This is a genomic window from Aliidiomarina maris (assembly GCF_003987335.1).
GTDB classification, from domain to species: Bacteria; Pseudomonadota; Gammaproteobacteria; order Enterobacterales; family Alteromonadaceae; genus Aliidiomarina; species Aliidiomarina maris.
Genome location: NZ_PIPK01000001.1, coordinates 348,176 through 368,343 on the forward strand (window position 1 = coordinate 348,176; position 20,168 = coordinate 368,343).

Consider the following 20,168-nt stretch of genomic DNA (forward strand, 5'->3'; position numbering starts at 1 on the left):
AATCACGATAGGATGAATTGGAGTGAACGCATGATTAGCGTGTTCGACATGTATAAGGTAGGTATCGGCCCTTCGAGTTCCCACACCGTGGGGCCTATGCGCGCGGCGCATGACTTTATTCGTGAAGTAGACCAGCAGTTTGGTATTCAACGTGTCACCCACGTTAAAGCCGAATTATTCGGCTCACTGGGGCAAACCGGTAAAGGTCATGGTACTGGCAAAGCCGTGATTCTGGGTTTGGCCGGCGAGTTACCAGAAAGCGTCGACACCAGCAAAATTGATGACTTTCTAGCTACGGTAGAAAGTAGCCAACGGCTGCCGTTAATTGGCACCCATGCGGTGAAGTTCCCGCGCCAAGGCGCCATTACTTTTCATCGCCGTAAATCTATGCCCAAGCATGCCAACGCGATGGAATTACGCGCCTACGCAGGCGAAGAGCTACTTTACAAAGACCTCTACTACTCAATTGGTGGTGGCTTTATTGTCAAAGACAAAGACTTTGATGACACCTTAGAAGAAGCGATTGAGCAAAGCAGCCAACCGATCCCCCACCCGTTTGATTCGGCGGCGGACTTACTGGCGCAGTGTCAGCAACATGGCATAAGTATTAGCCAATTGATGATGGCCAATGAGCGTGTAGTGCGCAGTGAGCAGGATATTCGCAGTGGTTTACTGCATATTTGGCAAACCATGCAAGATTGCATTGATAACGGCATTGCGACTGAAGGTATCTTGCCAGGGGGGCTGAAAGTTAAACGTCGCGCACCGGGTCTATACCGTTGCCTGAGCACCGAAACCACGCAAGACCCGATGGGGGCGATGGACTGGGTGAACTTATATGCCCTTGCTGTGAATGAAGAGAATGCTGCTGGCGGCCGCATTGTTACCGCACCGACTAACGGCGCTGCAGGCATTATTCCTGCGGTGATGAAGTACGCCGACACCTTTGTTCGCAAACTTAGCGACGATGACGTGATTAACTTCCTGCTAACCTCTGCGGCTATCGGCATTTTATATAAAAAGAATGCGTCCATTTCTGGTGCCGAGGTGGGCTGCCAAGGCGAAGTCGGTGTGGCCTGTTCAATGGCAGCTGGAGCACTGGCTGAAGTCATGGGTGGCAAACCTGGTCAGGTAGAATGTGCCGCCGAAATTGGTATGGAGCATAACTTAGGCCTGACCTGTGACCCTGTCGGTGGTTTAGTGCAAGTGCCTTGTATTGAGCGTAATGCAATGGGCTCAGTTAAAGCTATCAATGCCGCGCGTTTAGCATTGCGTGGCAGTGGTGACCATAAAGTGTCCCTGGACAAAGTCATTAAGACCATGTGGGACACAGGTAATGATATGAAAAGCAAATATAAGGAAACCGCACGCGGTGGCCTGGCGGTCAATATTATTGAGTGTTAACACCAACGTTTAGCATGCAAAAAACCAGAGAGGCCCGCACATTGCGGGCCTCTTGGCGAGTAAGGCTGCACCAATATATCGATTTAATAACTCGGTAAATCGAAGGTTTTAAACATTTCTTCAAGTTCATCGTAACTGCGCATCGTCATCGCCTTTTCTACCACGTCTTTGGTTAAGTGTGGTGCAAAACCCTCGATGAAGTCATACATATAGCTACGTAAGAAGGTGCCTTTACGGAACCCAATCTTGGTGGTTGAGTGTTCAAACAAATGCCCGGCTGGAATTGCAACTAAATCACTGTCCTTGCCAGGTTCATAGGCCATGGTCGCGACCACACCAATACCCAGACCCATGCGTACATAGGTTTTAATCACATCAGCATCGGTGGCGGTAAATACGATCTGTGGCTCTAAGCCTGCTCGCGAAAATGCTTTATCAAGTTGTGAGCGCCCGGTAAAGCCATACACATAAGTAACCAATGGGAAACTGGCAACGTCTTCAATACTGACCTTACTTATTTGTGTCAGCGGGTGTCCTTTGGGCACCAAAATACTGCGATTCCAGTGATAACAAGGCAGCATCACCAAATCGTTATATAAATGCAGCGCTTCGGTGGCAATTGCGAAGTCCGCCTTACCCTTGGCGGCCGCTTCGCTGATTTGTTGCGGTGAGCCTTGGTGCATATGCAATGACACCTGCGGATATTTATCGATAAAACGGCGAATAACAGGCGGTAACGCGTATCGAGCTTGGGTATGGGTGGTCGCGATATTCAGCTTGCCTTGATTCGGCTTGGTGTGCTCCGCAGCCACTGATTTAATCGCATCCACTTTAGATAAAATGTGCTGCGCGATCTCAATCACCTCTTGGCCAGCGGGTGTCACATGGGTCAAGTGTTTACCGCTGCGACCAAAAATTTGCACCCCTAGTTCATCTTCCAGCATGCGTACTTGCTTACTAATACCAGGTTGCGATGTGTACAAGTTCTCTGCTGTTGCAGACACGTTCAAGTTGTTGTTGAGAACTTCTACGATATAACGCAGTTGTTGCAATTTCATAGCTCGATTGCCTTAGTTAAGCTCGGCAAGCGCCCAGCTAACATCTGTCTACTCTGTGCCGAGAATGGCACCGTTATTCCCATCAAGTATAAGATTGTCAATATCTATGCAAAGTGTCAAATTTAATCCATGGCAATCGTTTGATCTAAACTATATTTAGGTTGTTTCATTGTCAGCCGATACACCATCATAGACACCGCGTTAGCGACAGGAACTATCAAGCATGCTGAATCAGGAAGCCACAAGCCGTGCCGTTCACAGCAGTGATGCGCAGCAACAAGGTATCGATTTCGCTACCATATTAAGTGCTGCTGCCCATGACATGAAGAATTCATTGCAACTGCAGCTGCAACAAATGCAAACCTTGGCGAACCAGCTTGAAGGCAGTGAGCAGGCGCTTACTCTCGCCGACATGTACTATGAAACTCTACGCTTGAACGTCAGCTTAACCCAATTGCTCAATTTATATCGGCAAGAAGCAACCACGATTGTGCTCAGCTTAGAGCGCTGCATAATTGAGGAATTAATTGAAGATATTGTCGCCGACACCGAGTTTTACGCGCGCCACCACCAGATTACAGTCCACGCTGAGGTGGACGATGGGCTTGAGGGGTTTATCGACCAACAGGTGGTTGCTGTGTTACTGCAAGATGTGGTTGCAAACGCGATTCGCTACGCCAGCAGCCGGGTCGTTATCACTGCCAAAGCACTGCAGCAGGGCGTCACTATTCAAGTCGCCGATGATGGTGAGGGATACCCGGAACACGTGATTACGCGTTACACGCCTTCACAGTCACAACCAAGCCCAACCAACCTAGCGAGCGGGCGCACAGGTCTCGGGCTTTACTTCGCCCAACGAATTGCGCAATCGCATCAGCGCCAGCAACAATTGGGCGAGATCACGTTAACCAATGATAATGGTGGCATTTTCACCTTGTATCTACCGTAACTTAGAAAAGTCAGTTAGTATTAGTTCGCGACGCAAAACAAATTAATAAGGATTCGCTCACGCATGCTTTATATCATTATTTTGCTCATTATCAGCCTTATCTTGTTGGCGGTTGGTGTGAATGCCTACCAACAACATCGACAGCGTCAAGAGCTTGAGCGCAGACAAAAGATCGCGCGTCATCGCCATACCTATGACGAGTCAGAAACCTTAATTGCCAATGCCGGTGCTTTTCCGGTGGGTCGCGGTTTAGTGTATACCCTGCACGCGCGTGCTCGCGACTCGCTTAAACAGTTAGTTGAAGTTGATCCCAAGAACCAGCGCTACAAAGACCGGTTACAAGAATATGAAGACGTGATGCGTACGATGAAAGCCGATGACACGACTCTGGTCAACGAGCAGTTCACCCTACCGGATAGCGACAAACAGATTATCACCATGATTCAGTCGCTGAAGAAATTGCGTGCGGTGCTTAAAAAAGAGCATGCCCGTGGCCGTGTTGATGCAAAAACGTTTAATGAAGAGGACCGTCGCTTAGAGTTCTGTCAATTACGCATTACCGTCGAAAGCTTAAAGCGCCGTGGGCAGTCAGCGTTGCAATCGAACTTGACGGGTTCTGCACGCCAGTACTACGAAAAAGCGCTGTCGACACTGAATAACCAAAGCTACAGCAACGAGTATATTGTCGAGCATAAGCGCCAAGTCGAACAAACCCTTGAGGAAATCACTAGCTCATTGCGCGAAACTAATTCCCGCGATGCCGCGGAACGCGCGAAACAAGTTGATGAATTAGACGAACTATTTCAACCGAAGAAGAAGTGGTAATGAGTTTAAAAGACCAATTATCCCAGTTGGTGTACAGCACTGACGCCGGGCGAATTGACCCAGCGCCCGCCGAACCCGAGCGCGGGCCGAGTGACGGTATTGTGCGCATTCAGCGTGAAACCAAAGGCCGTAAAGGCAAAGGGGTTACGATTATCCGTGGCCTAGCGTTGACGCCTGAGGAGCTCAAGCAGGTGGCGAAGCAGTTAAAAAAACACTGCGGTGTCGGTGGCAGCGTCAAAGGCTTTGATATTGAAATACAAGGCGACCAGCGCGACACCTGCAAAGCCTGGCTTGAGCGCCAAGGCCACCACGTCAAACTTGCGGGGGGCTAAGCAGGCCCTAGTCCCCACGCCTATCGATTCGTTGCAGAGGCATTTCACAGCGCACTGTGCGGCCATTATCACGCCAACTCAAATGGCTTGACAGCTCTCTAACCAAGTTAAGTCCACGTCCGTACTCAGTATCAGCCGTGTCGGCATCCAGGGCTGCAGTCGCAGAGCGTATCGGGCAGAAACCTTGTCCTGAGTCTGTGACTTCAATACACAACCTGCGTTGCTTGGGTTGAAACTGTAATTTCATGCGTACCCAGCCATCTTGCAGCGCCTCCAAGCGTTGCTGATACAACTGATAATAGGCTTCAAACCCTTCACTTGACTGCTTTAAGCTTGAGTCTAAATGTAAAATGCCGTGTTCAACCGCGTTATTATAGATTTCCTGTAACACGATGAATATCTGCGATTTATACGCGCCCAAACCCTCAATATTGGCCAGTGTAGAGACAATCCGATTGACTGGATTAACGCTTTTCAACTCCGCAGCCTGCAACTCAAAGGTCGCCTCAAAACCAAGCGGCGAAAGATCAACAGGCCGCGAGTCACGTTGCAGCCCAGTAGGTTTACAGCGTAACCACGCCATCGACACGTCGTCCCGTTGCGGCTTATGGCGCAAGCGTTGGCGTACTAGTTGGCTAAGCTCGCCCATATTGGTGACTTGCGTGAGTATGTCTTGCAATCCCGCAATGCCCAACCAACCTTTGGCAGTCGGTAGTTCAATTAGCCCATCGGTGTATAGCAGCAAGCTATCGTCATGCTCCACGCGTAAGCTGGCAACCCGGCTATCGAATTCGCTATCAGACATGATGCCAAGGGCCAAATGGTCGGGCGCCAGCGCAGTGCTGACCTTGCCATTGCCGCGGATCAGCTGTGCAGGCGGAATTCCGCCATTCCAGTAGGTGACACGTTCGCCTGAGGCAGAAATTTCAAGGAGTAAGCCGGCTAAAAACATATCCGTCGGCAGCAGCTCGTGTAAACGACGGTTCATTTCGCGAACCATATCACCCACAGCTGCACCTTCATCGGCCATGCGAAAAAAAGTTTGTGAAATCGGCAATGCACCCACCGCGGCTGACAAGCCGTGCCCGGTAAAGTCGCCAAGAAAAATGTACATATTGCCAAGCGGCCCAGGCGCCGCAAGTAGCACATCGCCGTTAAACATCGACATAGGCGACAAATAGGTGTGCAAATTTGGGTAGTCGAGATAATTACGCGCTAATGAATTTTGAAAAATATGCTCAACGATTTGGTGCTCACGTTCAACACGGCTGGAATGGTACGCCAATGCTTTATTTTTTTCAGCCAGCGACATGTTTAATTCGCGATTACGATAATGCGCGCGCAATTTGGCTTCTAGCACCACAGACGCAAACGGTTTACTGATAAAATCGTCACCACCTGCCGCTAAGCAGTTAATGAGTGTTTGTTGATCGTCTAATGCGGTAATAAAAATAATTGGCAGGTGCACCCCAGCTGCCAAGTCTTTTAAGATAGGTGCGGTATCCAGGCCATTGCGACCGGGCATCAACACGTCAAGCAGGACAATATCGGGCTGAAATATGGGCATCGCGGCAATTGCGGACTCGCCATCGTCAACCGATAAACACTGGTAACCAAAACCACTGACCATGTCACTTAATAGCAAACGATTACTATCAAGGTCATCTACAATGAGAACTCGCATGCCTTAGTCGATATGGAATAATTTATCGAAACGCGCAATTTCTAAAATGTTACGAATTTCTGGTCGGCAATTGACCAAGTGAATGGGCTTATCCCCTGCGCCCAGTGACTTACGCATATTCAGCAACATGCCCAGGGCGCAGCTGTCGATATATTCTGTTTCCCGAAAGTCTACCACTACACTGTCAGTGCTCGCGTTCAAGTCACCGTAAGACTGACGAAACTGTTGCACCAAGCCAAAATCGAACTTGCCTTTGACATGAATAATAAATTGCTTTCCATCATTGGAGTATTCTGTCGAGAGTGTCATGAAAACCTTCTAATTTTATTTATAACTGATTGAATGACTTCACTTGTCAAAGCCCGCGCATTTTTTTAACCTGTGACCACATTATATATCAGGAATATTATTCATGTCGGCGAATGCTTCGGACAGTTCATCTGCCAGCCACCTCTCGATTCTACTCATTGAGCCTTCTGAGGTACAACGTAAAGTTATCACCCGCCATTTAAAAAATGCAGGGGTTGAACAAATTGAAGGGGTCGGTAGCATTGCCGAAGCCAAACAAAAACTAGCCTATGCCAATCCAGATCTAGTCGCAAGTGCCATGTACTTCAGCGACGGCACTGCTGATGATTTACTTGATTTTATGTTCTCGCACAATCATTTACGTGACATCCCTTTTATGTTGGTGTCGAGCGAACATAAACGCAATTACCTGGAACAATATAAGCAGGCGGGTGTGGTTGCAATTCTGCCGAAACCTTTCACTATTGACCATTTACAACGTGCGCTCAACGCAACTATCGACTTGATAGAACCGCAAACCATGCAACTTAAGAACTTTGAAACCGAAGACTTGCATGTACTTGTGGTCGATGACAGCACGACATCGCGACATTATCTCACCCGAGTGCTAAATAGTATCGGTGTTGAAGCGGTGGCCGAAGCGGAATCTGGCGACCAAGCGATTGCTTACTTAAGCGAGCATAGTGTGGATTTGATTGTCACCGATTATCACATGCCCAACATGAATGGGGATGAGTTCGCGAGCCGCGTGCGGGCGCAGTTAAATGATGCCCACGTTCCTATTTTAATGGTTTCAGCCCGCGCTGATGAGCTTACTTTAGAGCAAATTGAGCAGGCTGGCGTGAATGCTTTGAGTGACAAACCCTTTGAGCCTGCCACCCTGCGGGCGCTGCTAAGCCGTATTTTAGACATTTAAAAAAAAGGGTTGCCCCATGGCAACCCTTTTTATCTGTGCAACTATTAGCGTTGCTGGTACTTATGCCATAACTGACGTTGCTTATTGTCCATTTCGACCAAACGGCCATCAATAAACATATACTCAACCGAGTGGGTCAGCGGGTCCAGAATATCCCCTCTGGACACCACTAAACTGGCACTCTTACCCACTTCCAGCGAACCTAAGTCCTGCTCTACGCCCATAATTTTGGCGGGGCCCAAGGTCACTGAATACAACGCAGTGGCATGATCAAGGCCAAAGGCAACGGCATGACCTGCAGCAAATGCCAGGTTACGAGTGTCCCAGTTACCCGGATACGCAATCGCGAAATCGACGCCTGCAGCGGCTAACTTAGCAGGTGTCGCGAAAGCTGTATCGTAGGCTTCATCCACACGCGCAGGTAGACCATAAGCGTCACCAAATACCACGGCGACATCGCGCGCCGCTAATTCATCAGCCAGCATCCATGCATCGCGGCCACCGACAATGACTACATCAACACCCTGCTCATCGGCAAACTCGAGCGCCTGAGATATTTGACGACGGTCATCGGCATGCACATGCAACGCTTTGGTGCCGTCAAACAGCCCTAGCATGGCTTCCCAGCGCACATCTTCACGGCTTACGCTGCCAGCTTGTTTGGCGGTATGGTAAGCACGTGCTGTGGTAAATGTCTGGGTCAGCGCATCGCGCATTTCTTGTTGGGCGCGGCGTTGCTCTTCGGCACTGCGGCGCTCCCAAGGTGAGCGGCTCAAGCCGACCGCAGGCCAGGTCACATGCATGGCCACATCGGCGCGTGTCAAGGCGTCGCTGTGATTCCACGCATCAAGATTCAACAAACTCGAACTACCCCGCACCAAGTTACCTTGTGGTACCACTTGAGCATGGGTAATGCCGTTATACCGAATGGTCGGAATAATCTGTGAATCAGCATTGTAGGCGGTGTGGGTGCTTACCTCTGGGGTAACAAGCCCCACTTCATTGGTATCCACGGTAGCGCGTACTGCACTAATTTCCAGAATGCCTAAGGTCGTGTCCAATGCGATTAAGCCTGGGTAAACATGGTGCCCCGTGATATCAATCACCTGCGCATTGTCTGGGCGTTCTATCTGAGCACCGATAGCAGTAATCCGGCCGTCTTCAAACAGCAAATCACCTTCAACCTGACCGTGACTGACGGTCATTAAGGTTCCGCCTTGCAACACGATAGGACGTTCTTGTGCGCTACCTGGCACGATATTATTCGCGTGGGCAGGTAAGGCCGCGCTCGCAGCCAGTAAAGCCGCACTGAGTAAACTGAGTGAATATTTCATTAGTGGTGACCTCCGTGGCTGTGAGAATGACTATGCATTAAATGCTGACCAAAGTGCTCCGAATGCAGCGCGTGATCGCGCCACACATCGTGGTCGGTGTCACAATGCCAGCTTGGCTGTTGCTCACGGTAATTCGCACGGCTACCACGCAATGCATCACTGCCTGCGTCAAGTACACGCTGGACTAGCTGTTGGCGCTCACTTTCAATCTCGGCACGGCGGGCTAAATCTTGCTCGCGGTCAAAGTACTTCGCGCCTTCAATCCAGGTTTGTTGCACTTGGGCGTAGGCAGACAACGGATGCGCATTCCACAGCACAAAGTCTGCGTGCTTGCCCGCTTCCAAGCTACCCACTAAATCTGCTATTTCTAGCTGCATTGCCGGGTACAAAGTGATCATTTTCAACGCTTCTTGCTCATCCATGCCGCAATAACGCACTGATTTAGCCGCTTCGATATTCATCCGACGTTGTAAGTCGTTACTATCAGAGTTCAAGCTCGTCAATACGCCTTGGTCCATCATGGCACACGCGTTGTAAGGAATCGCGTCAAAGGCTTCAATTTTAAATGCCCACCAATCCGCAAATGTCGAAGCACGCGCGCCGTGAGCCGCCATTTCTGGCGCCACTTTGTAGCCTTCTAAAATGTGCGTGAAAGTATGGATGTTAAAACCTAGCTCTTCCGCGGTTTGCATCAAAGCCACCACCTCAGAAGCAACATACGAGTGCGCGTGAATATGGCGTTGCTCGGCTAAAATTTCAGCCAAGGCTTCAAGGCGATAATCACGTCTTGGTGGCGCGGTGCGGTTACGCTCACGACGGTTCAAATTGGCATAATCGTCATGGGCTTGTTGGTACTCGCGAGCGGTGCGGAAGAAGTCGTGAATAATCGCATCGACCCCCATGCGCGTTTGCGGATAACGGTTATTGGTAATACCCCAGTTACTTTGCTTGACGTTCTCACCCAGTGCCATTTTTATCGTCGGCGGTGTTTCGGTAAATTTCAAACCTTCCGCGTTTTGCCCCCAGCGCAGTTTAATATTTTGCCCCTGCCCCCCAATAGGATTGGCAGAACCGTGCAATAGGTGCGCAACTGTCGTACCCCCCGCTAACGAACGATAGATATGCACATCATCCGGGTTTACGACGTCGCCAATCCGCACTTCCGAAGTAATCGCTTCGGTGCCCTCATTCACACCGCGTGCAATCGCAATGTGCGAATGCTCATCGACAATACCTGGGGTCACATGCATACCGGTGGCGTCGATTTCCGTATAACCGCGTGGTGTTGATAACCCCTGCCCGACGCGCACAATACGACCATCGCGCACGATCATGTCCGCATTTTCAATGATACCCGCATCGCTTGAGGTCCAAATAGTGGCATTCTTGATAATTAGGTTGCGAGCCTGTGCTGGCGCGTCCACCCCAAGACCAATATTTGGAAAACTCAAGCGTGATACATACTCAATTTGTGCCGGTTCTTGCGCAGTTGCACTGCTTTCTTCCTGCTGTTGACGTATCGCGCGAATTGCGTGGCTGCGACCCTCTGGGTCGGTGTAACTTCCACGCAGGTATTCACGACTGCCTGCACGCACAGTGAAGCGATATACACCCGCAAGACCAAATTCCTCAAGCTGAGCTGCGAAGCTAAGTGTGTCGGCATCGCGGCGCACATGGGCGAGATCAACCCGCGTGTCTGCTTGGCTTAATTGCCCGCGGTCCCGTGCACCGGTGTTAATCTGCAGGTTTAGACTTTGCCCGCCAACATTGAGCTCGTACTCACCCGCAAATTGGGTCGGATGCATAGGCTGAATGACATGCTCGCGACCCTGCGTCCACACTGAGACTATCTCGCCATCGGCAAATAAATCTCCGCGCGTGATCACAAGATCAGCATGATATCCGGCGCTAATACGACCGGAAGTCTCCTCTACCCCAGCAATACGCGCTGCCTGCGTGGTTAACGCAGCTAACGCCGTATCACGACCTAAACCATGGGCGACCGCTTTACGCAGGTTCGGTAAAAAGTCTTTGCGACTCTCCAGGCCATGCAACGTAAAGGCGAAGTCAATTCCAGCCGCGGCTAATTGCGCGGGGTTACCCGGCGCACGTTCCCAATGCCGTAAGTGGCCTAAATCGACATCCAATTCTGCAAATTCAGCACTCACATCCGGCGCGGCAGGGAAATTAAGTGGCACAACAAAACGGCTCGAAGTCGCGCGCATGTCGTCTATGCGCGCATATTCGTAGCCTGAACCAACAAAGGTGACTGGAATATCGAATTCCTGGAATACCTGATGGGCACGCAATACATCGTGCTCATCACTGGTTTCAAAAATAACACCCTGATCCGCTAAGTTCTGCAAGCCAGCAAGGGCTGCATTGTATTCAAGTACAGAACCATCGCCCAGGGTGCGGCCTTGCGCTTCGTTATACCAGCGCGCATCGCTTAACGTTTGGCGAATTAATGCGATACTGCCCATCAGTGACGCGGGGTATTGCTGTTCCGAGCTGCCCTTGTCAAAGGAAGCAAATTGAGCCGCTCGAGGTCTATAAACCAGCTGGTTTGGAATGTCATTGGCTAACGAAATCGTGGTCGCGCGGCCACGAAAAATGCCGTCCATGCGAGCCGATTGCACCGTGGTAAAACCTTGCTCGAGATAAGCTTTTGCTGCATCACCTTGATGGCTTAAGTGATCAACCCAATTAGTTTGCGAGTGAATCGCAGCATTGCTGGCGTTGCCGCCGCTTCTGGGGTTATCGTACTGGGCTGGGCGGTCACGGCGGTAACGTTCGGCCTGCCCTGGCTGAGGCACACCGTAATTTGAATACGGGTCAATAAAACCTGGGTAAATCGTATACCCAGCCGCATCCACGATGCGTGCGCCTGCAGGCGCGCTATTATTGCGATTGACGGCCGTGATCTTGCCATTTTCAATCACAATGGTCGCGTTCTCGAGTTGCTCACCCGGTTGGGCGACTACGGTCGCGTTTTGTAACGCCACCAAACTTGGACTATTGTCGTGCAAACCGCGTACGGGCGTGGTCTGGCTGGCATGGGAGTGTCCCACAGCAACTGTACCAAGGGCCGCTAGTACGCAACTTGCGATGCGCCAGTTCCCGATCATGTGTCTTCCCCTTTATGATGTTATTGTGCTTTTACTTTGCTACAGGTTAGCAATTCGTTATGGTCGTGTATGCACCTGTTATAATATTGGCGTAATGTTAGGCGCTCACTATAATGTGTTGTAACAGTCTGGTTGAATCAGTTATCTTATTTGCCACTGTTGCTTCAAATACTTAGAGTATTAACGATTGCCAAGGGTACGATAACAAGTACGTCACAAAATCAACATAGCAACCACGGCAAAATCACCGCTTTGCTCGACAAAGCGCACAACTGTCGGGTTAAGAGGTATTAAAATGTCCACGTCGAAGTATCTATTAAGCGCCATTACAGCGGCTACAATTACCCTATCTGCCAGCCTTGCACCGATTCAAACCGCTACTGCGAGTGCATTTGCTGACGCCGATGACGCCGTCAAGTATCGCCAGCAAGGCTTTCAACTGATACGAGAAAATTTTGCCTATATGGCAGCTATGGTGCGCGGTGAAGTGCCTTTCGACGGCGCCATGTTTGAAGCCCGTGCACAGTCCCTGCACCATTTAAGTCACGTACCTTGGGACGGCTTTCGCTACGCCGGCGAGAACCATCGCGGCAGCGGCGATGCCAAAACTGAGCTGTGGGATAACTGGGACGACTTCACTGCGCGTGTGGCGCAACTGCAGGAAGACACTAAGAATCTAGCAGAAGCCTCAGCTAGCCATAGCATTGGCGATGTGCGTAGCGCATTTATGACCACTGCGCGCAACTGCCAGCAATGCCACGAGCGCTACCGCGATTAAGCGGCTAAATACGTCATCCAGGTAGGTCAATATGCAGCATTTAGTGCGTGTGTGGGACGGTTTCATTCGCAGTTACCATTGGGTATTGGTATTGCTGCTGGTTGGCCTGTGGCTGACTGGCGGGAATATCAACTACATTGATTGGCACAAGAATCTGGGGCTAGTGGTCATAGCCTTATTAATCAGCCGCTTGATGTGGGGTATTGTCGGTAGCCATAGCGCCAGGTTCAGCCGCTTTGTCAGTACACCTTGGGCTGGCTTGCGTTACTTACGCGATGAAATCAGGCAAACCGCACGCGAACCTCTGGGCCACAATCCAGCAGGTGCCTGGATGATTCTTTTACTGTTGGCCTTAGTCATGCTGCAAGCACTGAGCGGGCTATTCACCAACGATGACCTGTTTTTTATGGGGCCGTTAGCAAGTTGGGTCGATTACGATACCCAGCGGGCCTTGACCCGCTTTCATCGCAACCACTTTGACTGGCTGTTGGTAGCGGTTATTGTCCATGTCGTGGTGATTTTTATCTACCTCATGCGTGGCAAAGACTTACTCACCCCAATGTTCAGTGGCAATAAAAAAGCCGCCAGCAAACCGACTGCGCAAGGTCCGGTACAAACACCTCCGAAAATTGTCCATGGCGGCATCGGCATAGTGATATTCCTTGTCAATCTAGGTTGGGTATTTTGGTGGCTCGGGTAGTTATGCTAGTATGCATGAAGGTTCCACAGCTGTAAGGCCACTATGCACACTGTCTTAATTGCCGATGACGATTTCATCAGTCTCGAAGTATTAAAAGCCATGCTCGAAGAGTTTCCACTCGACTTATTGGTGGCCAATAACGGTCAGGAAGCTCTCGACTTGTGTCTTGCCCATGAACCAGAGCTGCTCATTCTCGACTATGACATGCCCGATCTCACTGGAGCGGAAGTGTGTCGCACCCTGCGTCAAAATTCTGCCTTCGCAGATACGCCGATTGTTGCATTAACGGGCCATCAAAGCGTATCAGAGCTTAATGCTTGCCGCACTGCGGGGATGAACGAAACGATTCATAAACCGGTCTCGCCTGACACCCTCGCAGTGTTGTTACGCGAGTATTTGAGCCTTTAATGGACAAGCCTGCACGGCGCCCTTAAACGCGGGCGCGTGCATCATCAGCTTGTTGCAGCAACGCGGTCGATTCTTTTAAAAATATCTCTGCATCCGCACCAAACCACGCCGCAACGTCATTAAAGGTCGTCACAAAGGCGTCTTTCCCTTGGCTTTCTAAGCTATCCAATAGTTGATTAAAGCGCGCTAAGTAGCGACGGATCATGCTGAAATTATCTGGCTCTGCGAGGATAATATCGGCATACAGACTCGGCGACTGCGCGAACAAACGCCCGACCATCATCAACTCCAAACGATAAATCGGTGAGCTTAAACGCTGCAGTTGGTCCAAATTTGCCTGTTCCTGCATTAAGTGCACACCATAGGCGAAGGTACTGATGTGGCGCATCACCTGAATCAGACTCATTGCTTGGTCATGTTCAACGGCATCTAAATGCTCCAAATGGACACCCCAGGTTTGCAGTTGCTGCATCAGCCACTCGGTGCCTTGGCTATCACGCCCCGGAGTGACCACAATAAGCTGTTTGGCCAAGGTCGATACATTGGGTCCAAACATCGGGTGCAAACCAACCACAGGGCCCTCATGGACTGACAGCATGGCCTGCAATGGACTTTCTTTGACTGACGTCAAGTCAGCCAAAATACAGTCGTTCGGCAGTTTCGGTAAGTTAGCAATCACCTCAGCGGTGACGGCTATCGGTACACTAATCAGAACCAGCGCAGGGTTATCGGCGAGCGCGTCATGCAACTGATGGGAGTTATCTTGGTCAATCACATGCACCGCATAGTCTGACAGCTCAAACCACTGCACAAACAAGCTACCCAGTTGACCACGACCTCCCACCACCACGACGCTGCGCTGATCGGTGCGGGACTTTTTAAAGCCCCTGCCTTTTTGTGACAAGTACGACTCGCGCATCAATCGACGCAAAACATCTTCCGCTAAATCAGGATTAACCCCTAACCGCTGAGCCTCTTCACGGCGCGCGGCAATCAGCGCTTGCTCGCGACTAGGTACATACAGCGGTTGTCCTAAACGACTTTTTAATTGGCCGACCTGACCGGTGAGCTGTAAGCGCTGCGCCATCAGGGCAACCAACTGGCTGTCTAACTCGTCTATCTGGCGGCGTAAATCGTCTAAGGAAGGTGTGCTCATGAATGACTTCTCTATCTGTTATTAGCTTTTATTGGCTGTTATTAGCGCTGAACGGCGCTCGTGTATGCGGTTGGGAGTATGTGGTTAAGTTAACTTGAATGGATACCATAAGACAATGTTTGACGTAGAATTTTATACGCCCACTGCAGCTCTTGCATGGCTTCATGGCTACCGCCTTTGTCAGGGTGGCGTTGGTGAATTAAATGACGAAAGCGACGCTTAAGTTGTGCCTGGCAGCTTGGCATTGCGGTTAAGTTCATTACCACCAAGGCTTGACTACGTTGGTCAGCGGTCACCTCCTGGCGCTGACCAAAGCGCTGCCAAAATTGCCCCAACAAGCTCGCTACGTCTTGCTCTTTAGTTTGGGCGAGATGGTCCAGGTCAAGGTAATAGCTGGCCAGTGGGTCTGCTTTAGTTACTTCAGAGGTATCACGGCACGCTTGTGCCACTGGCTCTAAGGCTATCGCTAATGGCTCTATACGCAGACGCCCGAGCCCTTCCTGCCCCCACTCATGCCGTAAAACATACAGGCAATGAAAGACCAAAAAATGGGTTTGAAACAGGTCGAGTTGGCCACGTAATGCGTGCTCGCCAAGCAGCTCATAGGGTGGATTTTGAAGTAACCGGATGAGTTCAAATTCACTAATCGGTTCGACACGCGCCAGCAGGATATCGCTGAGTGCGCGCTTTAAAGGGATAAGATTTTGCGTCAGTGTGTCATTCATCGCTTGAAGATAGCACCCCAGATACAAAAAAGCCCGCTACTGCGGGCTTTTTCTCGTGCATTACCAATATTACTTGGTTGCCAACTTCTCGCGGATACGCGCAGATTTACCTGAACGCTCACGTAAGTAGTAAAGCTTAGCACGACGTACTGCACCACGGCGCTTAACATTGATGCTGTCGATTAATGGGCTGTGCGTCTGGAAAGTACGCTCAACACCTTCGCCGTTAGAGATTTTACGAACCGTGAATGCACTGTGCAAACCACGGTTACGCTTACGAATGACAACGCCTTCGAAGGCCTGCACACGCTCGCGGTTTCCTTCTTTAACCTTAACATTCACCACAACGGTGTCGCCCGGAGCAAATTCCGGTAAATCTTGCTTCAGCTGCTCGTCTTCAAGCTGCTTAATAATATTTTGATTAACTTTAGCCATGATAATCTCTCTTCCTAGGTTGCACTGCCCGTCACTCGACGCCGTCTTGATGCGCTTGGATAAAGGCATCCAACAGGCGCTGCTGCTCGTCAGTCAGAGCTAGGTTGTTTAAAAGTTCTGGTCGCCGCAGCCAAGTTCTACCTAGACCTTGTTGCAAACGCCATTGACGTATTTTTTCGTGGTTGCCACTCAGTAACACTGAAGGCACTTGTTTACCATCTAACACTTCGGGTCGGGTGTAGTGCGGGCAGTCCAGCAAACCATCAACAAATGAATCTTCCACTGCTGATGCTTGATGACCCAACACACCTGGCACTTGTCGTGCGAGCGCGTCTATCATCACCATTGCTGGTAATTCACCGCCACTTAACACAAAGTCGCCAATTGACCATTCTTCATCAATGTCAGATTCAATCACCCGCTCATCAATGCCTTCGTAACGCCCTGCCACTAACACCAACTTACTGTATTGGCTTAGTTCTAAAACGCCACGCTGGTCTAACTTTCGACCTTGTGGTGACAAATAAATCACCCGTGCTTGTTCACCCAAACCTTGCTTTGCTGCTGCAATCGCCGCACGTAGCGGTTCGACCATCATCAACATGCCTGGACCGCCCCCGTAGGGTCTGTCGTCCACCGTCCGATGCTTATCCGTTGTGAAATCACGCGGATTCCACGTCTCTAAGCTGAGCAAACCTTGCTCTACCGCACGGCGCGTCACGCCGAATTCTGTCACTGCCTTGAACATGTCAGGGAATAAGCTGACTACCCCAACCTGTAATGCCGCGGCCATTAAAAGTCCGCAGGCCAGTCCACGGTAATACGTTTAGCATCACGATCCACCGCTACCACATATTGTGATTGGATGAACGGAATTAAACGCTCCCGCTTGCCAAAGGCATCATTGCTGTTTGCCGTCACCACCAACACATCGTTAGATACCGTTGGTAACATCTGGCTAACCGTGCCCATGTCATAGTTTTCGGTGTTTACCACCTGCAAACCAATCAGGTCACGCCAGTAAAACTCATCGTCTGGTAACTGCGGCAGTTGATCTGCTGCAATCGCGAGCTTACGACCCACCAGCAGCTGCGCTGCATCGCGGTCGTCCATGTTCGCAAACTTGGCAATCAGACCTTTGTTATGCCAGCGCCATTGCGCGACTTCCATCGGTTGCCAATTGCCTTCCTGGCCCACGAGCCAGGGTTGGTATTCGAAAATACCTTCGGGTTGGTCAGTAAAGCTATTGATCTTCAACCAGCCCTTAATGCCATAAACCGCACCTATGGTGCCTAAAATGACGGGGTTGTTGTCGCTCATGCTTACTCCACTACCCTAGAATCAGTTAAGTTACGCAGCTTTGTGCGCGTCTTTGACTAATTTTGCTACGCGATCAGATAACTGTGCGCCTTGGCCAACCCAATGCTCCACACGACCTAAATCTACGCGTAATTTTTCTTCTTGACCACGTGCTACCGGGTTAAAGAAACCGACATTCTCAATGAAACGACCGTCACGGGCGTTGCGGCTGTCGGTTACAACCATTTGGTAGAATGGACGCTTTTTCGCGCCACCACGTTGTAAACGAATGGTTACCATACCGTCCTCTACAATGTTAATGAATGTTTTTAAGGATAAAGAAAGCCTCCCGACCTAAGTCAGGAAGCGCGCCAATTGTACGCATTTGGAAACAAAATGCAAGGTTTAACCGCGCTTAATGGCGGTTTGATAGCACCTGGAACAGGCACTTAGGCTGTTTTCTTGCGCTTGCGCTTAGCAGCATGGACACGTACGGCCTTCACCATGTTGTTATCCACATCGGTGACTTCAATTCGATACTTGCCCACCACCAGACACATCGGTGCCTCAGGAATATCGCCAAAGGTCTCAATAATCAGGCCATTAATGGTTTTTGGGCCATCGGTTGGAAAGCTCCAATTAAGGTCTTTGTTCAGTTCACGTAAATTGGTAGTGCCATCGATAATATAACTGCCGTCAGCTTGTAGCGCGACATGGTCACTGGTGGTGCCGGTAATCGTGGTGGTGAAGTCACCGACGATTTCTTCCAGAATATCTTCCAAAGTCACCAAACCTTGAATGTCACCATACTCATCCACCACTAACCCTACGCGCTCTTTATTGCGCTGAAACTTCACCAACTGCACATTCAGCGGCGTTCCCTCGGGTATGAAGTAAATATCGCGCGCGGCACGAACTAATGAGGCTTTGTCTGGCTCAGCTTGGTAACGCGTCACCAGACGCATCATATCGCGTGCATGTAAAAATCCAATCGCATCATCAATTTGGTTGCGATACAGCAAGATTCGGGTGTGTTGCATGGTCATCAGTTGTTTCATAATCAATGACCAGTCTTCGTTGATATCCACTGCAACTATCTCGTTGCGCGGCACCATGATGTCATCCACCGTCACCTTTTCAAGGTCAAGCACACTGACCAGCATGTCTTGGTGGCGCGAAGGTATCAATGAACCTGCTTCATTCACTATGGTGCGCAATTCATCGGCGCTTAACGCATCTTTTTGTTGCTCAGTCGGGTTTACACCGAATAGCCGCATCATGTTGTTGGTGATGAAATTAATTGCAATCACAAACGGCAACATGACTTTCATCAGCAACGAAATAATAATGGAGCTGGGCATTGCGATTCGCTCTGGGTTGAGCGCAGCAATGGTTTTTGGGGTCACTTCAGCGAAAATTAAAATCACTAAGGTCAGCACTACGGTCGCCACCGCAATACCAGCGTCGCCATATAGACGCAAACCGATAATAGTCGCAATCGCTGAGGCTAAAATATTGACTAAGTTATTGCCAATCAGAATCAAACCAATCAGACGGTCCGGGCGGTCGAGCAGTTTACTGACGCGCTTGGCACCGCGATCACCACTTTGGGCAAGGTGACGAAGCTTGTAGCGATTGACCGAGACCATGCCAGTCTCAGTGCCCGAAAAGTAAGCAGAAATGAAAATCAGCACGCCCAAAATAATAAACAGCGTACTCGTAGCTATGTCGTCCAAGAGGGATTCCTATATTGTTGCAAGAAGGTTAAATGTACGGTCTCAACTGTGAAAGTCAAGCGCTAGCTAAGGATTACATCACGCACGAAGCGGCTACCGTAGTAAGCTAAGATAAGAATGAAGCTGGCTATCAGCGTAATAATCACCGCGGGTTTGCCACGCACACCACGCCAGTAATGAACAATTAAGATGCCATTAAAGGTCAACCAGGCGGCAATGCTTAAAATCGTTTTATGCAGCTGGCCGGAGGCGAACATATTTTCTAAAAATAAGAATCCTGACGCGATAGCTAAGGTCAGCACCGCAGTGCCTATCGTGAGTAGCTTGAAGAAGTAATTTTCTACCGTCATTAACGGGGGCAAATTAGCGCTTAGCGCCTTGGCCTTGCGTTGCTTGAGCAAACGATTGACATACAGCAACTGGATTGAATACAACGCCGCTAAAGCTAAAATGCTGAACGCCAACAATGACAAACCAACGTGTACCGTGACACCCGGGTTTACCGTGATTGGGTGCCCCGCATCTAAAGGCGTCAGCAGTGCAATCAAAGAGCTCAGCATGGCAAAGGTGTAAATGACTGGGCGCAGCAGCATGGCTTCTGGTCGCGAACCACGCAAATAGTTGAAAACCGCTAACAGCACCGCAATGATAAGTAAGGTAGATGCCATATTAAAACGTGCATAACCCGTGCTATCGAGGATCAGTATCGCAGCGGCAAATTGTGCCAGTATTGCGAAACCACCTGAGAGCATAATCCGACGCTGGCCCCAAGGTTCACGGTTGGCAAAGCGTTGGCCGGTAAAGGCTGCCGCTGCAGCGTAGCCGAGCAAACTTAATACCAGCAAAATGGTTATCATGATGCAAATACACCTTAGACTGAATAGCGGTAAACGGTTAGGAAACCAGAACCATGCGATAAACTTGGCTTGAGTATACTGTGCAACATCGCCAAACCCAACCGTAATACGGTATCATAGCCGAAACTTTTTACG

At 50.0% G+C, this 20,168-nt stretch carries 21 protein-coding genes; 8 read left to right on the forward strand and 13 right to left on the reverse strand.

The genetic code is table 11. The features are described from left to right. The first annotated feature begins 30 nt into the window (after positions 1–30). Positions 31–1,404, forward strand: coding sequence for an L-serine ammonia-lyase (locus CWE07_RS01685; RefSeq protein WP_111568199.1), 1,374 nt, complete (start codon positions 31–33; stop codon positions 1,402–1,404). 83 nt (positions 1,405–1,487) lie between these two features. Here CWE07_RS01685 and cysB read toward each other — a convergent pair whose 3' ends face one another. Then, complete coding sequence (gene cysB / locus CWE07_RS01690; RefSeq protein WP_111568200.1) at positions 1,488–2,462, reverse strand: HTH-type transcriptional regulator CysB; 975 nt, start codon at positions 2,460–2,462, stop codon at positions 1,488–1,490. A gap of 223 nt (positions 2,463–2,685) precedes the next feature. Here cysB and CWE07_RS01695 point away from each other — a divergent pair, with 223 nt between their 5' ends. The 3 genes from CWE07_RS01695 (at position 2,686) to yciH (ending at position 4,568) form a co-directional block, all read left to right on the forward strand. Continuing rightward, the gene (locus CWE07_RS01695) at positions 2,686–3,411 is read left to right on the forward strand and encodes a sensor histidine kinase (RefSeq protein ID WP_111568201.1); all 726 of its coding nucleotides are present in this window, start codon (positions 2,686–2,688) and stop codon (positions 3,409–3,411) included. 63 nt (positions 3,412–3,474) lie between these two features. Beyond that, on the forward strand, positions 3,475–4,236 hold the full coding sequence (locus tag CWE07_RS01700; protein WP_241973986.1) for a hypothetical protein: 762 nt from the start codon (positions 3,475–3,477) through the stop codon (positions 4,234–4,236). Continuing rightward, complete coding sequence (gene yciH, locus CWE07_RS01705) at positions 4,236–4,568, forward strand: stress response translation initiation inhibitor YciH (RefSeq protein ID WP_111568202.1); 333 nt, start codon at positions 4,236–4,238, stop codon at positions 4,566–4,568. The genes CWE07_RS01700 and yciH overlap by 1 nt, the downstream gene beginning before the upstream one ends. Before the next feature lie 7 nt (positions 4,569–4,575). Here the strand turns inward: yciH and CWE07_RS01710 are convergent, their stop codons facing one another. Together CWE07_RS01710 and CWE07_RS01715 are read right to left on the reverse strand one after the other, a co-directional pair. After that, positions 4,576–6,252 carry a fused response regulator/phosphatase gene (locus CWE07_RS01710; protein ID WP_111568203.1) on the reverse strand — a complete coding sequence of 559 codons (1,677 nt, stop codon included), beginning with the start codon at positions 6,250–6,252 and terminating at the stop codon, positions 4,576–4,578. Between the two features lie 3 nt (positions 6,253–6,255). Next, positions 6,256–6,561, reverse strand: a complete 306-nt coding sequence (locus CWE07_RS01715; RefSeq protein ID WP_111568204.1) for an STAS domain-containing protein — start codon at positions 6,559–6,561, stop codon at positions 6,256–6,258. A 103-nt stretch (positions 6,562–6,664) separates the two neighbouring features. Here CWE07_RS01715 and CWE07_RS01720 point away from each other — a divergent pair, with 103 nt between their 5' ends. After that, the gene (locus tag CWE07_RS01720; RefSeq protein WP_111568205.1) at positions 6,665–7,477 is read left to right on the forward strand and encodes a response regulator; all 813 of its coding nucleotides are present in this window, start codon (positions 6,665–6,667) and stop codon (positions 7,475–7,477) included. A gap of 44 nt (positions 7,478–7,521) precedes the next feature. On the opposite strand, the gene CWE07_RS01725 is transcribed toward CWE07_RS01720, so the two are convergent. Continuing rightward, positions 7,522–8,811 carry an amidohydrolase family protein gene (locus CWE07_RS01725; RefSeq protein ID WP_111568206.1) on the reverse strand — a complete coding sequence of 430 codons (1,290 nt, stop codon included), beginning with the start codon at positions 8,809–8,811 and terminating at the stop codon, positions 7,522–7,524. Continuing rightward, a complete protein-coding gene (locus tag CWE07_RS01730; protein WP_111568207.1) occupies positions 8,811–11,939 on the reverse strand; it encodes an amidohydrolase family protein in 3,129 nt (1,042 codons plus the stop codon). Before CWE07_RS01730 ends, CWE07_RS01725 begins: the two co-directional genes overlap by 1 nt. A 295-nt stretch (positions 11,940–12,234) precedes the next feature. Between CWE07_RS01730 and CWE07_RS01735 the strand changes: the two genes are divergently transcribed. Genes CWE07_RS01735 through CWE07_RS01745 form a run of 3 tightly spaced genes read left to right on the forward strand, consistent with a single transcriptional unit; the run spans position 12,235 to position 13,825 of the window. Continuing rightward, positions 12,235–12,717 carry a c-type cytochrome gene (locus tag CWE07_RS01735; RefSeq protein WP_111568208.1) on the forward strand — a complete coding sequence of 161 codons (483 nt, stop codon included), beginning with the start codon at positions 12,235–12,237 and terminating at the stop codon, positions 12,715–12,717. Positions 12,718–12,748: 31 nt separating this feature from the next. Next, a complete protein-coding gene (locus CWE07_RS01740; RefSeq protein WP_111568209.1) occupies positions 12,749–13,417 on the forward strand; it encodes a cytochrome b/b6 domain-containing protein in 669 nt (222 codons plus the stop codon). Positions 13,418–13,459: 42 nt separating this feature from the next. After that, positions 13,460–13,825 (forward strand): response regulator, encoded by a 366-nt coding sequence (locus CWE07_RS01745; protein WP_111568210.1) that lies wholly within the window; start codon positions 13,460–13,462, stop codon positions 13,823–13,825. A 22-nt stretch (positions 13,826–13,847) separates the two neighbouring features. Here CWE07_RS01745 and tyrA read toward each other — a convergent pair whose 3' ends face one another. The 8 genes from tyrA to CWE07_RS01785 form a co-directional block, all read right to left on the reverse strand. Next, positions 13,848–14,981: a bifunctional chorismate mutase/prephenate dehydrogenase gene (gene tyrA, locus CWE07_RS01750; RefSeq protein ID WP_111568211.1), complete on the reverse strand. Its 1,134-nt coding sequence runs from the start codon at positions 14,979–14,981 to the stop codon at positions 13,848–13,850. 89 nt (positions 14,982–15,070) lie between these two features. Continuing rightward, positions 15,071–15,706: a DNA-J related domain-containing protein gene (locus CWE07_RS01755; RefSeq protein WP_111568212.1), complete on the reverse strand. Its 636-nt coding sequence runs from the start codon at positions 15,704–15,706 to the stop codon at positions 15,071–15,073. A gap of 69 nt (positions 15,707–15,775) precedes the next feature. Further along, positions 15,776–16,141 (reverse strand): 50S ribosomal protein L19, encoded by a 366-nt coding sequence (rplS, locus tag CWE07_RS01760; RefSeq protein WP_111568213.1) that lies wholly within the window; start codon positions 16,139–16,141, stop codon positions 15,776–15,778. Positions 16,142–16,172: 31 nt separating this feature from the next. Continuing rightward, positions 16,173–16,934, reverse strand: a complete 762-nt coding sequence (trmD, locus tag CWE07_RS01765) for a tRNA (guanosine(37)-N1)-methyltransferase TrmD (RefSeq protein ID WP_111568214.1) — start codon at positions 16,932–16,934, stop codon at positions 16,173–16,175. After that, positions 16,934–17,461, reverse strand: a complete 528-nt coding sequence (gene rimM / locus CWE07_RS01770; RefSeq protein WP_111568215.1) for a ribosome maturation factor RimM — start codon at positions 17,459–17,461, stop codon at positions 16,934–16,936. The genes trmD and rimM overlap by 1 nt, the downstream gene beginning before the upstream one ends. A gap of 30 nt (positions 17,462–17,491) precedes the next feature. Then, entirely contained in the window at positions 17,492–17,740 is a 249-nt protein-coding gene (gene rpsP, locus CWE07_RS01775; protein ID WP_111568216.1) for a 30S ribosomal protein S16, read from the reverse strand. 149 nt (positions 17,741–17,889) lie between these two features. Further along, a complete protein-coding gene (locus CWE07_RS01780; protein ID WP_111568217.1) occupies positions 17,890–19,176 on the reverse strand; it encodes an HlyC/CorC family transporter in 1,287 nt (428 codons plus the stop codon). A 62-nt stretch (positions 19,177–19,238) separates the two neighbouring features. Beyond that, a complete protein-coding gene (locus tag CWE07_RS01785; protein WP_111568218.1) occupies positions 19,239–20,033 on the reverse strand; it encodes a cytochrome C assembly family protein in 795 nt (264 codons plus the stop codon). Positions 20,034–20,168: the final 135 nt, after the last annotated feature.

Excerpts from the sequence above, each read along its gene's own strand:
- CWE07_RS01685 (WP_111568199.1), top strand. The coding sequence starts at position 31 with ATGATTAGCGTGTTCGACATGTATAAGGTAGGTATCGGCCCTTCGAGT.
- CWE07_RS01735 (WP_111568208.1), top strand. The coding sequence starts at position 12,235 with ATGTCCACGTCGAAGTATCTATTAAGCGCCATTACAGCGGCTACAATT.
- CWE07_RS01745 (WP_111568210.1), top strand. The coding sequence starts at position 13,460 with ATGCACACTGTCTTAATTGCCGATGACGATTTCATCAGTCTCGAAGTA.
- rimM (WP_111568215.1), bottom strand. The coding sequence starts at position 17,461 with ATGAGCGACAACAACCCCGTCATTTTAGGCACCATAGGTGCGGTTTAT.
- CWE07_RS01785 (WP_111568218.1), bottom strand. The coding sequence starts at position 20,033 with ATGATAACCATTTTGCTGGTATTAAGTTTGCTCGGCTACGCTGCAGCG.
- trmD (WP_111568214.1), bottom strand. The coding sequence starts at position 16,934 with ATGGCCGCGGCATTACAGGTTGGGGTAGTCAGCTTATTCCCTGACATG.
- rpsP (WP_111568216.1), bottom strand. The coding sequence starts at position 17,740 with ATGGTAACCATTCGTTTACAACGTGGTGGCGCGAAAAAGCGTCCATTC.
- CWE07_RS01710 (WP_111568203.1), bottom strand. The coding sequence starts at position 6,252 with ATGCGAGTTCTCATTGTAGATGACCTTGATAGTAATCGTTTGCTATTA.
- CWE07_RS01725 (WP_111568206.1), bottom strand. The coding sequence starts at position 8,811 with ATGAAATATTCACTCAGTTTACTCAGTGCGGCTTTACTGGCTGCGAGC.
- CWE07_RS01695 (WP_111568201.1), top strand. The coding sequence starts at position 2,686 with ATGCTGAATCAGGAAGCCACAAGCCGTGCCGTTCACAGCAGTGATGCG.
- CWE07_RS01715 (WP_111568204.1), bottom strand. The coding sequence starts at position 6,561 with ATGACACTCTCGACAGAATACTCCAATGATGGAAAGCAATTTATTATT.
- tyrA (WP_111568211.1), bottom strand. The coding sequence starts at position 14,981 with ATGAGCACACCTTCCTTAGACGATTTACGCCGCCAGATAGACGAGTTA.
- CWE07_RS01720 (WP_111568205.1), top strand. The coding sequence starts at position 6,665 with ATGTCGGCGAATGCTTCGGACAGTTCATCTGCCAGCCACCTCTCGATT.
- CWE07_RS01755 (WP_111568212.1), bottom strand. The coding sequence starts at position 15,706 with ATGAATGACACACTGACGCAAAATCTTATCCCTTTAAAGCGCGCACTC.
- CWE07_RS01730 (WP_111568207.1), bottom strand. The coding sequence starts at position 11,939 with ATGATCGGGAACTGGCGCATCGCAAGTTGCGTACTAGCGGCCCTTGGT.
- rplS (WP_111568213.1), bottom strand. The coding sequence starts at position 16,141 with ATGGCTAAAGTTAATCAAAATATTATTAAGCAGCTTGAAGACGAGCAG.
- yciH (WP_111568202.1), top strand. The coding sequence starts at position 4,236 with ATGAGTTTAAAAGACCAATTATCCCAGTTGGTGTACAGCACTGACGCC.
- CWE07_RS01740 (WP_111568209.1), top strand. The coding sequence starts at position 12,749 with ATGCAGCATTTAGTGCGTGTGTGGGACGGTTTCATTCGCAGTTACCAT.
- CWE07_RS01700 (WP_241973986.1), top strand. The coding sequence starts at position 3,475 with ATGCTTTATATCATTATTTTGCTCATTATCAGCCTTATCTTGTTGGCG.
- cysB (WP_111568200.1), bottom strand. The coding sequence starts at position 2,462 with ATGAAATTGCAACAACTGCGTTATATCGTAGAAGTTCTCAACAACAAC.